At 61.0% G+C, this 13,938-nt stretch carries 13 protein-coding genes; all 13 read right to left on the bottom strand.

Annotated elements, in window-relative coordinates; translation table 11 throughout:
- Positions 1 to 5 precede the first annotated feature (5 nt).
- Entirely contained in the window at positions 6 to 521 is a 516-nt protein-coding gene (gene fliL / locus ACFOSS_RS01725; RefSeq protein WP_377150264.1) for a flagellar basal body-associated protein FliL, read from the bottom strand.
- Between the two features lie 63 nt (positions 522 to 584).
- Positions 585 to 2,207 (bottom strand): flagellar hook-length control protein FliK, encoded by a 1,623-nt coding sequence (locus ACFOSS_RS01720; protein ID WP_377150261.1) that lies wholly within the window; start codon positions 2,205 to 2,207, stop codon positions 585 to 587.
- 82 nt (positions 2,208 to 2,289) lie between these two features.
- Positions 2,290 to 2,736, bottom strand: coding sequence for a flagellar export protein FliJ (gene fliJ, locus ACFOSS_RS01715; protein ID WP_377150259.1), 447 nt, complete (start codon positions 2,734 to 2,736; stop codon positions 2,290 to 2,292).
- A gap of 26 nt (positions 2,737 to 2,762) precedes the next feature.
- A complete protein-coding gene (gene fliI, locus ACFOSS_RS01710) occupies positions 2,763 to 4,097 on the bottom strand; it encodes a flagellar protein export ATPase FliI (RefSeq protein ID WP_377150257.1) in 1,335 nt (444 codons plus the stop codon).
- Entirely contained in the window at positions 4,094 to 4,885 is a 792-nt protein-coding gene (gene fliH, locus ACFOSS_RS01705; protein ID WP_377150255.1) for a flagellar assembly protein FliH, read from the bottom strand. Before fliH ends, fliI begins: the two co-directional genes overlap by 4 nt.
- Positions 4,886 to 4,934: 49 nt before the next feature.
- Complete coding sequence (fliG, locus tag ACFOSS_RS01700) at positions 4,935 to 5,978, bottom strand: flagellar motor switch protein FliG (RefSeq protein ID WP_377150253.1); 1,044 nt, start codon at positions 5,976 to 5,978, stop codon at positions 4,935 to 4,937.
- Complete coding sequence (fliF, locus tag ACFOSS_RS01695; RefSeq protein WP_377150251.1) at positions 5,975 to 7,699, bottom strand: flagellar basal-body MS-ring/collar protein FliF; 1,725 nt, start codon at positions 7,697 to 7,699, stop codon at positions 5,975 to 5,977. Before fliF ends, fliG begins: the two co-directional genes overlap by 4 nt.
- Before the next feature lie 12 nt (positions 7,700 to 7,711).
- Positions 7,712 to 8,029, bottom strand: a complete 318-nt coding sequence (fliE, locus tag ACFOSS_RS01690) for a flagellar hook-basal body complex protein FliE (protein ID WP_377150249.1) — start codon at positions 8,027 to 8,029, stop codon at positions 7,712 to 7,714.
- Positions 8,030 to 8,181: 152 nt separating this feature from the next.
- Positions 8,182 to 9,579 (bottom strand): sigma-54-dependent transcriptional regulator, encoded by a 1,398-nt coding sequence (locus ACFOSS_RS01685; RefSeq protein ID WP_377150247.1) that lies wholly within the window; start codon positions 9,577 to 9,579, stop codon positions 8,182 to 8,184.
- Complete coding sequence (locus ACFOSS_RS01680) at positions 9,576 to 10,622, bottom strand: two-component system sensor histidine kinase NtrB (protein ID WP_377150245.1); 1,047 nt, start codon at positions 10,620 to 10,622, stop codon at positions 9,576 to 9,578. The genes ACFOSS_RS01685 and ACFOSS_RS01680 overlap by 4 nt, the downstream gene beginning before the upstream one ends.
- Positions 10,623 to 10,731: 109 nt before the next feature.
- Positions 10,732 to 12,165, bottom strand: coding sequence for a sigma-54 dependent transcriptional regulator (locus tag ACFOSS_RS01675; RefSeq protein WP_377150243.1), 1,434 nt, complete (start codon positions 12,163 to 12,165; stop codon positions 10,732 to 10,734).
- A gap of 155 nt (positions 12,166 to 12,320) precedes the next feature.
- Entirely contained in the window at positions 12,321 to 12,608 is a 288-nt protein-coding gene (locus ACFOSS_RS01670) for a hypothetical protein (protein WP_377150241.1), read from the bottom strand.
- Positions 12,601 to 13,902 carry a motility associated factor glycosyltransferase family protein gene (locus tag ACFOSS_RS01665; protein WP_377150239.1) on the bottom strand — a complete coding sequence of 434 codons (1,302 nt, stop codon included), beginning with the start codon at positions 13,900 to 13,902 and terminating at the stop codon, positions 12,601 to 12,603. The genes ACFOSS_RS01670 and ACFOSS_RS01665 overlap by 8 nt, the downstream gene beginning before the upstream one ends.
- Between the last annotated feature and the right edge of the window lie 36 nt (positions 13,903 to 13,938).

Here is a 13,938-nt window from a genome sequence, read left to right as displayed (position 1 = left end):
GTCACCTACTGCATCACAAAACCGGTAAACAGAACTTGTTCGACCACATTCTCATCGGCGACGCCATGCAACGCCTGCTTGACGGCGACCAGGGCATCGGTCTTTAACTTCTTCCGCCCTTCAACCCGGGCGAGTTGCTCCGAGGTAGCCATCGAGAACACCTTGAACAAGGCACCTTCAACCAGCGGCGTATGCAGCTTGGCCAAAGCCTCGTTGGCCGGCCCTCTGACCATCAATGCCACCTTGATCTGCACCAGCCGGTAGCGTGGTTTGGCTTCCACATTGAAGACAAAAGGGCGCGGCAGTACGACATACAACGCCATTTTCGCCGCCGCTTCGGCTGCTTTTTCTTCCTCGGTCTGGGCGCCGTGCTCCCCTTCGGCCGGCTTGTCGCCGCCGGCCAGCATCAACCAGGCGCCAACCCCCCCACCGATCAGCACCAGGACGGCCAGTACTATGATGATCAGTAGCTTCTTCTTGCCGGTCTGAGGCTTAAGCTCGAGTTGTTGTTCTTCTGCCATCGCGCATCCTGCCGTTTATCTGCAATTCAATCTGCCGCTATCATATGCCGCAAGCCTCAGGCATCAAGCGTAGAAATCAATTCCTGCGGGCCCGGTCGAGTGAATGGCCAGATTCTGCACGATCTGCCCCTCGCCCGCGTCCTCCTCTGCCGAACTGCGAGTCCCGCGGCCAGCGGAATCCTCACCACGCCCCGACTGTCCGGACTGCCCTAACTGTTGGCCACCGGCTTGTCCGGCATCCTGCTGCTGAATGGAACTCTGTCCCAATTGCAGCCCTTGGCCGGCCAGCATGTCACGCAATCTGGGCATGGCCTGCTCAAGCAAGTCACGGGTCTGACCATGCTGAACGACAAAGTGAACGCTGGTTTGTTGATCCTGGTCCACCGTGAGCTGAATCCGCAACTTGCCAAGTCCGTGGGGCTCAAGTTGAATCTCGGCCTCCTGCCACTTCTGCCCCATCATCAGCGTCACCGTCTGCGCCAACTCCGGCGCGGCCTGCTGACTGTTCAGCAACTGCAGGCTACCACCGAGTTGTTGTGCCAACTCGGTTCCCCGCCCCTGAGCGGCTGTTGCGGCGGCACCGAGGCTGCTCGCTGTCTGCGCGGTGGAGGCCGATGCGGTCGTATTCAGCGTCTGCAACCAGGCGGCGCTGTCGGCGGCCACACTTTTTCCCTGCCCGGCCGTCGTGGTATCGAGCAACTTGGCAGTTAATGCCTCGAGTGAGGACGACGTCTCCGACTGCGCCGCCGTCGTTGTCGCGGCAAGGGCATCGTCAGATAAGGCAGATAGATCCACAGTGTCGTCAGGACTCGACGGCACCGTTTGAGTGGAGAGCGCATTGAGCGCCATGGACCAAGGCAAGGTATCAGTGGTACGTTGTCCCGTCGACGAGGTCAGCAGCGCTTTGCCAGCATCGGCTGCCGGTGCGGCGGCATCTGCGGCGGAGACCGACGACGTCTCGGACTCAGAGCCGGCCTTGAGCGAGTCCTGCGGCAAGGATTTGCCTTCCCCTGCCGGCACGCCAGTGGCCGAGCGCCCCATGCCCGCAGCCAGCACCTGAGCGGCCGTTGTCACGGCGCTCATCTCGGGAGTCACCGCCGCCCCCTGCCCCCCAGAAACACCGGTTTTGGCATTCAAGCTGGCTTCAAGGTGCCGCAACAACTCGTCCCCCGATATCAGCCCCTCCGCCTCTGTGGCCTCCGCTGGCGTGTCTGATGTTTCACCCGCGGCATGGCCAGCCGATTCGACCAGGCTGACGTTCGCCAATTGCGTCACGTCCAAGGTGGCGACCAAATCAGATGTCAAATCTTTGACATCCGTAGCGACCGGCGTGGTAGCTGAATCGGCCACCGCGGCGGCGGAGTCTTTCTCCTGGTCGGCACTGACTTTCTTGTCACCGCTAGCGTTCGCCTCCGACGAAGCGGCGTCAGACGGCGACGCATCACGGCTAGCATCCGCACGCTGCGGCGCGTCAGAACGCGCTGCGTTTTTGCTGGTCGGCGTATCTTTGCCGGTTAGCTTGGCGGCGGTTTGACGCGACTCGCCTGTCGAGGCCGCCGTGTCGCGTTGGGATTGCTGTTTGAGGACAGAATTAAAGTCCTGTTCGCGGCCGGTCGATGCCGCCGCTGGGGCCGCCTTGGGCTCCATGACAGGCTCGATAGCGAGATTAGCTGTGATTTGTACCATTCCACGCCCCCTGCTGCGCGCCACCCAAGCCGGCGGCAAACGCATTCGTCTTTAGTGGATTACTGGCAAAAATCGGGCCAGATTAGCCCAGTTCGTGTTGATTATGGAAAAAACGGAAGGTGGCGAACTCGTCCAGCTGCTTCTGTTCCAGTTTGGCCTGCCGAACCTGCTCCCGCGCCGCCTTACGCGACATCAGCAGCTCCAGCGCCTTGCGTTGCTGCTGGATCTCCAGCCACTCGTTGCGCCGTTTTTCCGTCACCTGACGCACCTGCCGTAACCCGTGCAACTGCTGCTCGGCGGCATGATCCAGCTTGTTGATGAACGCCTGGTAGTGGGTGAACTGCTGGCTGTTGAGCCCTGAAATCCCGCGCTCGGTCAACTGACCACTGTAGTTTTCACGGTACTGGTTCAACGCATCGAGCTGGGCTTCGTAGCGCTGCTGATCCTGGCGCGCCATCGCCAGGCTGCGTGCGGCCCGGTCTTCCGCCTCCAGCAGGCGTTCGATCAGCATCGTAATGGCTTTACTCATTGGCTCTTGCTCCGCTCACAGCACTATCAGACCCGCCCCTGAATCAGATTCATCGCGACCTGTTGCAAACTGCGCAGGCACTCGTCATAAGGGACCACTTCTTTCATACCTTGCTGCAAGAATTGCTCCACCTTTGGCCGTATGGCAATGGCCAGGTCCAGACGCGGATCGGCGCCGCGCTGGTATGCGCCGATGGCGATCAGATCGCGGTTCTGCTGATAGAGGGAGGAAAACTGTTTAACGGTACGCGCCATCATCATGTGCTCCTCCGAGGTCACCATCGGCATGACCCGGCTGATGGACTTCTCCACATCGATCGCCGGATAGTGGCCGCCATCGGCCAGCTCACGGGAGAGTACTATGTGACCGTCGAGAATCGCCCGCGAGGCGTCGGCAATCGGATCTTGCAGATCATCGCCCTCGGTGAGCACGGTAAAGAATGCGGTGATTGAACCCTGTCCATCGGCACCATTCCCCGCGCGCTCAACCAGCGCCGGTAATTTGGCAAACACCGATGGCGGATAACCCTTGGTAGCTGGCGGCTCGCCGATGGCCAGCGCAATTTCACGCTGCGCCTGGGCATAACGGGTCAGCGAGTCCATCAGCAGCAGGACGTTCAGCCCCTGTTCGCGAAAATACTCGGCAATCGTCAGGGCGGTCTCGCAGCCCTTGAGCCGCATCAGAGGCGATGCATCGGCTGGCGCCGCAACGACCACAGAGCGCGCTCGCCCTTCGGCACCGAGGATCTCCTCGATGAACTCCTTGACTTCCCGGCCCCGCTCACCGATGAGGCCGACCACGACGACGTCGGCGGTTGTCCCGCGCGTCATCATGCCCAACAGCACCGATTTACCAACCCCGGAGCCGGCAAACAAGCCCATGCGTTGCCCTTTGCCGACCGTCAACATGGCATTGATCGCTCGCACACCGACATCCATCGGCTCGTCGATCGGCTTGCGCGCCAGCGGATTGAGGCGGCGGCTGACAAACCGTGCCGAATCGGCCGTCAGAATCGGACCCAATCCATCCAGCGGCTCGCCGACGCCATCGATGACGCGACCCAGCAGGGCCATCCCGACCGGCAGCCCCTGCTCTTCGCCAATGGGGGTCACTTTCGCCCCCGGGATCACCCCTTTGAGCTGCTCACTGGGCATCAGGTAGAGCTTGTCGCCGGCAAAGCCGACGACTTCGGCTTCCAGATTGCCGTCCAGTGTTTCGATGCGGCACAAGGAGCCGACGGCGGCCCGACAGCCGATAGCCTCCAGCGTCAGTCCGACAACCCGCGTCAATTTACCGGCTACGCTGGGGCGGGTCGCCTGTTCAGGCACCTTATACGATTGCAGACGCGTCAGCAGCGTCATGATGCGCGATCCAGGTTCTGCCGCAGGAAGTTGCGCAACAGCTGATTGATTCGCTCCTCCAGCATCCAGTCAATGCTTGAGGTGCGACTGACAAGCTGCAGATCGCCAGGTTGCAGGGTAGGTTCAGGCTGCAATGTCCAGCCGCGACGCAGACACTCCTCGGCACCAAAAGCCTGCTGCAGCCGCTCGATATCATCCGGGTGCAGTTGCAGCGTGATCCCCTCGTCGGCACATGGCAGCAGGCGGACAGCCTCCTTGAGCGAATTCAGTAGCAGCTCCGGCGCCGTGTGCGCCTCATGTTGAATCAAGGCTCGCGCCAGCTGCATCGCCAGATAAACCAGCTGTTGCTCTACCTGTTGATCGAGCTGAGCCAACGGCGTCACCAGCTGATCCGCCAACTGACGCCAGTGCGCTGCGCTGGCATCGATCTCGGCCTGACCTTGTGCCAGACCCTGCTGATGACCCTGCTGCACCCCCTCGGCGTGACCTTCCTGCAGTCCCTGTTGGCGCCCCTCGGTCAGCCCCTGGTCAAAGCCAGCCTGTCGCCCTTCGGCGAACCCGTCTTCATAGGCCGCCTGACGGATGGCTTCGATCTCCTCGAGGGTCAACGGCGCCTGCTGCGGCTCCTCGACCTCGTCCTGCTCTTCGGGCTCAGCCTCTTCCTGATACCAGTTGGCCGCATACCCCAACGCGTTGCTGTCCGGCACCTGCACCGGACTCTCCATGATCGGCCATTCCCAAGCGGCAAAGTCGCCCGGCTGGTCATCCCCGGTCTTGCTGTTACTCACCCGTTACCCCTTGCCGGCCCTGCTGCCGGCCTGTGAACTGGTCTGCCGTTTATACAAAGTCGTCGCCGCCACCGGCACCCAGCATGATCTCGCCTGCATCGGCCAGACGCCGCGCAATCGACAGGATCTCCTTTTGCGCCGTTTCGACGTCGCTGACCCGGACCGGTCCCATGGCCGCCAGGTCTTCGCCCAGCATTTCCGCGGCCCGCTTGGACATATTCTTGAAGATCTTCTCCTTGAGCTGATCGTCTGCCCCCTTGAGCGCTTTTTGCAGCAACTCGCCGGGGACTTCGCGCAGCAGCGACTGGATGCCGCGGTCGTCGACATCGATCAGGTTCTCGAACACGAACATCAAATCCTGGATCTGCTGGCTCATCTCCTCGTCGGTGTCGCGGATGGCATCCATCAGCTGACCTTCGACGTTGGTATCGAGGTAGTTCATGATGCTGGCCGCGGCCTTCAAGCCGCCCATCTTGGCCGCCTGGGCCCCAGCGGCGCCCGCGAACTGCTTCTCCATGATGTCATTGAGCTCTTGCAACGCCGCAGGTTGCACCTCTTCGAGGTTGGCAATACGCATGATGAGATCGAGCCGAACCTGCTCGGGGAACTGGCTGAGGATCTCTGCCGACTGCTCCGGATCCAGATAGGAGAGCACTATGGTCTGGATCTGCGGGTGTTCGTTCTGGATGATGCTGGCCACCTGGCGGGCATCCATCCACTTCAGGGAGTCCAGACCGCGGGCACCGGAGCCCATGATGATCTGGTCGACCAGATTGCCGGCTTTGTCTTCACCGAGGGCGGCCACCAGCGCCTTGCGCACGAAGTCTTCGCTACCGATGCCGATATTGGAGAACTTCTGGATGTCCTCAATAAATTGGCGGTGCACGGCCGTGACCTTGTCATGGCTGAAGTCCTTCATCGAGGCCATCGCCATACCCAGCCGCTGCACCTGCTTGGGCTCCAGGTGACGGAAAATCTGCGCCGCATCATCCTCGTTCAGGCTTAGCATCAGCACGGCCGCCATCTCCATGCCACTCATGGCATCCAGCAACTGTTGCTGTTCGGTGGAGATCTTGTTGGTGTTCTCACTCATTTGGACATTTCCCTCACCACCCATTCCTTGACAACCTGAGCGGCCAGATCCGGCTCATTGGCCACCAGCGCCCGCACCGCACGCAACAGATCCTCGTCGCGATGCAAATCAGGCAGTACCAGCTGGCCGTTGCGCACACCGAATACCGGCTCCTGCATATCGGCCTGGCTGGCCAGCAGACTAAGCTCGTCATCACCATCCAGCGCAACCGAGCTGTCCATATCCACTTCCTTGCCCTCCCCCTTGTTCTCCGGGTAGAGCAGGCGATTGAGCATCGGACGCACGATCGTCACCACCAGCACGATGATCACCAGTACCGAGGCGGCGATGCGAACGGCACGCCAGAACCAGGTCTGTTCCACCAGCGGCGTATCGGCGACCTCACCCAGATCCGCACGGTTGAACGGCATGGCGACCACTTCCAGCGTATCACCACGGGTGACATCAAACCCCAGGCCGCCCTTCAGCAAGCGACGGATATTATCCAGTTCGGCCTGCGACGGTGCTTCACGGCTGGTTTTGCCTTCGGCATCGGTGCTGCTCTTGTAGTCTACACCGACCGACACCGTCAGGCGCTGTATGCCCCCCATGCTGCGCTGGGTATGGCTGACCGTGGTATCGAGTTCATAATTGCGCGTCGCTTCCTTGCGATTGCGGCCGGAAGCCTGGGAAGCACTGCCGGTGCCCGTAGCCTGTTCCGGGATGGCACTGGCCGCCGGCGGTTGATTGGACAGGGCGCCAGGAACCCCCGTGGCCCCGCCCCCCATGTTGCTCTCCTCCAGCGTCTGTTCGGAGCGCACGGCAGGCAAGTCCGGGTTATAGCTCTTGCGGGTCTGCTCTTCTTGCGTGAAGTCCAGCGTGACATCCACTTCTGCGGTGTAGTTGCCGATACCGAGTACCGGCGAGAGAATGGAGTCAATCTTCTGCTTGTACTCCATCTCCTTCTTCTGCTGCATCTCGAACTCTTTGCGCGAGCGGGCAGAAGCGGCGTCCTGGGAGCCGGAGTTCAGCAGGCGGCCATTCTGATCGGTGACGGTCACCCGGCTGGGTTCGAGTCCATGTACGGCCGAGGCGACGGTATCGACGATGGCATCCACCTCTTCCTGGCGCAGGGAGCTGTTGCCGGCCAGGGCGATCACCACGGTGGCACTAGGCTTGCGTTCGTTGCGGGCGAAGACGTTATCCTTGGGGATGGCCAGCAGCACGGTTGCCTTGGCCACGTTGCGATATTGCTCGATGGCGCGCGCCAGCTGCTGCTCACGGCTGTACTTCAGACGTTCGCCTTCCAGACGCTGACTGACGCCGAACCCGGTGTCCTTGAGCAACAGGGCATCCCCCGTCGGCAGCTCGGGCTTGGCCAGCCCCTCGCGCTTGAGCTGCAGGGCGATCGAAGAGTACTCATCCGCGGTGACCAGTACCGTATTGCCTTCGACCTTGTAGTTAAGCTGTTTCTGATCGAGAAAATCGAGGGTCTTGACCAGTTCCTCGGTCGTAAAGTTACCCAGCGGGCGCATCTCGGGTTCTTTGCCCCACAGCAGGATAAACACCGCGATCGCCAGACAGATGGCCAAGCCGAGAATCAGAGTGACCTGACGCAAAATATCGACATTGGCCATGAAGCCGAACATCGCGGATTTGCTGGCCGGCGCCTCATCCAGCGCCGCAGAGCCCAGCAGGGGCTCACTGGCCAGTGCGACTTCGTTGCGCTTTTCCTCAGCCATCTTGTTTCTCCATTACACCGGCATATTCATGATGGTCTTGTACGCCTCGACCACCTTGTTGCGAACCTGAACCGTCGCCTCGAAGGCAATTGAGGATTTTTGACCGGCGATCATCACATCCGAAAGACTGATACTGCGATCCCCCATGTCGAAGCGGGTACGAAGCGAGTTGGTATCCTGTTGCAGCGAATTGACGTTTTCCAGCGCTGATTGCAGCAATTGGCCAAAGTCCTGCTGGACAGTGCCATTGACGGGTTCGGGCGTTCTGCCGGTCGCCTCAAATCTTAGCGACTGCAGCTCCTGAAACAACGAACTGGCCTGAACATCCATAACTCACCTCGAGCGACAGTAAATTGACGTAAACCTGATGTAAACCTGTCACTGCAATTTAAGTGCCAGCAGCATATCACGATTGGCGAGAGAGGGATGGCGGGATGACAACGCAGCGCCCGCCGTGTCGGCGGGCTCACAAAAAAGAGAGATTATTCAGGCACCTCGATGCCAACTTCCCGCATCCGCGCCAGCTTGTAGCGCAGGGTGCGCGGGCTGATCCCCAGCCGCTCGGCCACCTCCTTGCGACTGCCCTGACAGGCCTGCAGCGTGTCGAGGATGATCTGATGCTCCTGCTGGCGCAGCTCGTTACCCAAGCGTTCCATGCCGGGCACCCGCTCAGAGGCCTCGCGCCCAGCCAGGCTGGGCTCAGCTTCCGGCAACCAGAAGCCCTCGCCACTCGGCAGCCCTTCATCGGCGTAAGCCAGGGCATCGAAGATCAGCTCACAAGCATCAATCTGCCCTGTGGTGGCCAGTATCAGCGCTCGTTGCACGACATTATCCAGCTCGCGCACGTTACCCGGCCAATTGTGCTGCTGCAGGCGCTGGCATGCCGCCGGCGTCAGCACTGGCGCACTCAGGCCCTGCTCGCGCGCATGCCACTGCAACAGGTGGGTAGCGATCGGAATGATGTCCCCGGGGCGGGCACTCAACGGCAGCCAGCGCAGCGGAAACACATTCAGCCGATAGAAGAGATCCTCGCGGAACAGCCCCTCCGCGACCGCCTGACGCAGATCGCGGTTACTGGTGGCGATGACACGCACATCCAGCGCGATCGTCTTGCGACTGCCGAGACGCTCCACCTCGCGCTCCTGAAGCACCCGCAACAGCTTGGCCTGCAGAGCCAGATCCATCTCGGTGATCTCATCGAGTAACAAGGTGCCGCCCTGCGCCTGTTCAAACTTGCCCGGACAGCCCTGGACCGCACCGGTAAAGGCGCCCTTTTCATAGCCGAACAGGGTGGCCTCCAGCATGTTATCCGGAATGGCGGCGCAGTTGATGGCGACAAACGGCTGCTCGGCCCGGCTCGACTGATCGTGGATGTAACGCGCCAGCACTTCCTTGCCGGTACCACTGGCGCCGGAAATCATCACCGTCGCCTCGGAGCGGGCGACCCGGCTGGCCAGTTGCAACAACTCTTCGGTGCGCGGATCGCCATAGATAGGGGTGCGGCGTTCGATGCGCTGTGGCGGCACATAACGGCTGACCTGGTTGAGCAACACCTCCGGAGAGAACGGCTTGGCCAGGTAATCGATCGCACCGTCACGCATGGCGCGTACCGCGCCGTCGATATTGGCATACGCGGTCATCAGCAGGACCGGGATCTGCGGGTATTTTTGCCGGACGTTGGTCAACAGGGTATGACCGTCCATGCCCCCCATCTGGATATCGGAGATGACCATGTCCACACTCTGTCGTCCCAGCTGCAACAGCGCGCTTTCGCCGCTGTCCGCCTCCAGGCACAGATAGCCGGCCAACATCAGGGTATCGACGATCGCCTCGCGCAGACCATGGTCATCCTCGACGATCAGGATCCGGGCCTGGGTCATGCTACACCTCCTTGGCGCAGCGCCGCTGCGTCCTGATGAATCGGCAGGCGAATCGTGAAGCAGGTGCCCTCTCCCGGCACCGAGGCCACCTCAACCTTACCTTGGTGAGAGTGCACGACGGACTGCACCACCGCCAAACCCAGGCCGGTGCCCCGGCTGCGGGTAGTGAAAAAGGGTTCGAATACCCGGGCCACGACGTCGGAGGCCATGCCACAGCCGTTGTCGACCACACGGATCACCGCCTCGTCGTCAACCTTGTGCGCCGACAGCAATAACGAGCGCGCACCGGCCTGCAGTGCATTGGCCAACAGGTTATTGATGGCGCTGGCCAAGGCCGCGCTGTTGGCCAGCAAGGGGACCGGCGGAGAATCCATCTCGATGCGCAGTTGGGCCTGATGCTGCTGGATCATGGCTTCAGCGCCAGCTTCGACGCTGTCGATCAAGGCAGTCAATTCAATGACGCTCACCACCTGCTGTTCGCCGTTGCGGGCAAACAACAGCACATCGCTGACCTGATTCTCCAGATCGCGCAGGCGATCCATCAACTTGCGCTGAAAGCTGCTCCGCGCATCCTGGCTCAGCGTCCGGTTGGCCAGATTGGCACCATACAGCATGGCGGCAGCCAGCGGGGTCCGGATCTGATGGGCCAGCGATGCCGCCATCTTGCCCAGGGCCGACAGCCGCTCCAGGTGACCGAGCTGATCCTGCAGGCGACGGGTTTCCGTCAAATCGGTAATTTGCACCAGTTGCCCGGTCTGCTGGCGCAGGGGCTGGGTCGAGATCTGCACCCGTCGGCCATTGCGTAACGAGACCTCGTGGCCATCATCGGGCCGCAGACAAAACAGGCGATGAATGACGCCGATCCACAGTTTACCTTGCAGGGATTCGCCGAGCAGGGTATCCGCCGCACGGTTGCTGCGCGCAATACGGCCGGTCTCATCCAGCAGGATCAAACCTGAGGGGATCTCGTCGAACAACTCGGCCAGCAAGGCCGGCTCTTGCCAACGGCTAGCCGGTGAAGGGATCTGGTCATTGGTCTGCATGTGTCATAAACCCGTTAGTCACTGGGATAATCCGGGTTAATGCAAAGGACGGGCCAAAAATAGAAAAGGCGCCTCAGCGCCTTTCTATAAGAGAACTATCAATCACTTATTACATATCACGCGCGGCCATGCCGTACTTCTTCATCTTTTCGACCAGCGTGGTCCGCCGCATGCCGAGCATATCGGCCGCCCGCGCCACCACGCCATCCTGCATCTCCAGTGCCTGACGGATCAGCCCGACCTCCAGATCTGACAGCAGCTCCTTGAGGTTCACCCCCTCTTCCGGCAACACCTGGCTGAACGGATCTGCCAGCGGCTCCTCACCCTGCTCAAACTCCTCGGAGAGTACCTGGATCAGCGCATCGCGTTCGGCCAACTCCGTGACCGGCCCCTCTTCGAGCCAGACATCCTCGCCGTAACGGTACTTGCTCGGCAGATCCTTGACATCGACGATACGATTCGGGAATAGAATCAGCAGCCGTTCGACCAGATTCGACAGCTCGCGGACGTTGCCCGGCCAGCGATGCTGCATCAACGACTCCAGCGCACGCTGGGTAAAACGCAACCAGGCCTTGTGTTCTGCGCCGTGGCGATTCAGCAGCTCCTGCAGCAGCAACGGAATGTCGTCAGCACGCTCGCGCAACGGTGGTGTCTCGATGGGAAAGACATTGAGACGATAGTAGAGATCTTCACGGAAAGTCTGGGCGATGATCATCTGCTCCAGATCCCGGTGGGTCGCCGCTATGATGCGCACATCCGCCTTAATCGGCCGGCTGCCACCCACCCGTTCAAACAGACGCTCCTGCAACACGCGCAGCAGTTTGACCTGCATCGGCATCGGCATATCACCGATTTCGTCGAGAAACAGCGTTCCCCCCTCGGCGAGCTCGAAACGGCCACGACGCGCCGTGATGGCCCCGGTGAACGCGCCTTTTTCATGGCCAAACAGTTCACTCTCCAGCAGTTCGCCGGGTATGGCGCCGCAGTTTACCGGAACAAAGGGGCCCGCCGCCCGGGGCGACAGCTCGTGGATAGCCCGCGCCACCACCTCCTTGCCGGTACCGGACTCACCAAGGATCAACACGTTGGCATCCTTGCTGGCCACCTGTTCAATCAGCAGGCGCACACTCTGGATGGCATTCCCCTTGCCGACCAGCAGCCGCAGCAGGGTCTGGCTGTGTTCGCTCCCCTGCAGCGCCGGGTGCATGGCATTGAACGATTGGCAAAAATGCAATAAGCGGGTCAGTTGCTCGTAACTGTATGGAGGCTCAAGGATGCCGATCAGATTACGCTGGCTGGGTTCACCGGGTTGGCAACTGATAAACGGAACGCGGGCAAACTGTGCCAGCAGCGCAGCTTCTGTCGTGCTCGCCAGATCGCCCAGCAACACGGCAGAGACCTGATTCGGCGCATCCAGATAGGCCAGACAGTCCTCTTCGGCGCCGCTTTGCCACTGGCAGCCCATGAATGAGAGTATGGTTTCCAGCTGTTGGCGCCGCGCCTCGTCACCATCAATGATCAGCACATTCCCCATCAGATCCATTTCACGATCCCTCGCCTCGTTGTAGGTTTTTTTCCGGCGTAAACCAGATCAATCAGACATCAGCACGAACTATAACAAGCCAACTCCAGCGGCGCAGCCAGCAAGTGCCAATTTTTCGACACTGGCTCAAAATTGTCGTTATTTTGACCCCCTATTCAGCGCGACGCTGGCTCCGGCGCTGGCAGCGAGGCGAAAAAAACCTGCCATTCGACCGTCAGATCATCGGCCAGCGCCAGCCAGTCCTTGCGCTCCTGACAGGCCAGCGCATTGCGCATCAACGCCGCCGCCTGCTGTTGCTGTGCCACGGTCAGGCCTGGTAACAAGGCCACCACCTGTTCCAGCAGCCCCACCAGAGCCAGTGCGCCCTCGATGTCATGACATTGCCGGAACTGCACCGCAATATCGCGGCTCAGGGCCGATAACCCATTCACAGATTCACTCATGGCCCTCTCCCTGACACCAGTGCTCATCGTACTCAGCCCCGTCGATGCGGGCCCCGTCGCGGCAACCATTGAAGAACGCCACCTCGGGATGGCATTCAATGAAACGCTCCAGATCGCACAGATAACTGCGGAAATTCAGCAGCGTGCTCACCCGCTGGCCATGGCCGTTCACGACCCAATCGGTCGGCATGTCACTCGGCGTCAACAGACCGGCGGGCCAACCGGCATGGGTTTCGTGGTTGATAAACGCAAAATCGGTTCCCAGGAAGGTGATGCGACGGGCGCCCATGCGCACGGCCAGATCCACCGCTGGATGCAGCACGCTGCCACGCGAAAACAGCATGCCCCGCGAGACAGTGCTTTGCAGCGCAGCATACTGCGGGCTCGCAGAGCAGGCGGCAAAGCGCGGCCCCTGCCAGCCCTGAATCACCTGGGGGTCGATCATCGGAAAGTAGATCAGGGCGGTCTCGTGGCTATCGTCACCTGGCAAGATACCTGGGTGAATGTAGTAATCGATGCTCACCACGTAATCCGGACGGATGCCCGCGCGGCGCAGCGGCAGATAGGCGGTATCCACACACAGCAGCACCGGGCGCCCGGCCTGACACTGGATCTGCCGCAGCCGATCATAGTGCCGGCTCAGTGTCGGCCCCGGGGCCAGTAGCAACAACTCGGCTCCGGCATGACGGCCATCCAGTGCACGCACATCGGTATCGGCGGCATATCCGCTGCGGTTGTCTGCCAGTCGCGCCTGTCGCTGCGGATCATCGGCACTGAAACGGCGATTCACAAACGGCAAATGAATTTCCGCCACCAGCCGATCGCGAATGCGCGCATTGGTCTCGCTGGCCAGTTGCAGCTCGGCCGGCAAGGCCAGAAACGGCAATTGAATCTCTTTGCTCTGCGCCGCCAGTTGCAGGTGCAGCTGCGGTGCGGCGAGCCAGGGCATCGGCAATAACCGCAGCAAGAGCGCAAACAGTGCCTCATTGAGCAGGTGGACATGCAACTGCTGCAGCGCCGGGCGCGCCAGCAGCAACGGGATCACCTCACCCAGCGCAGTACCGTACAGATGCACCACGGCTGCACTCTGCGCCACGCTGTCGGCCTGCACCTGTGCCTCGGCGAGGCGGTCATGGCGGCTGGACAACTGGATACCATCGATACGCAGCGTACTTTGCTGTCCCTCGACCAACTCGGCATCCACGCCCGCCTCCGGCAACGCCGCCAGCTGGGCCGCCAGGGCCGGCCAGCGCCGCTGCAATATGCTCATATTTTCCGCAAACAACTCGCTCATCGAATTCTCTTCAGGTGATTTGGTCCAAAATTTGCT

The organism is Pseudaeromonas sharmana, assembly GCF_042649925.1.
In the GTDB taxonomy this organism is placed as follows: domain Bacteria; phylum Pseudomonadota; class Gammaproteobacteria; order Enterobacterales; family Aeromonadaceae; genus Pseudaeromonas; species Pseudaeromonas sharmana.
The sequence above is the reverse complement of the archived record's forward strand: the minus strand, read 5'-3'. Positions and strand labels throughout refer to the sequence as shown.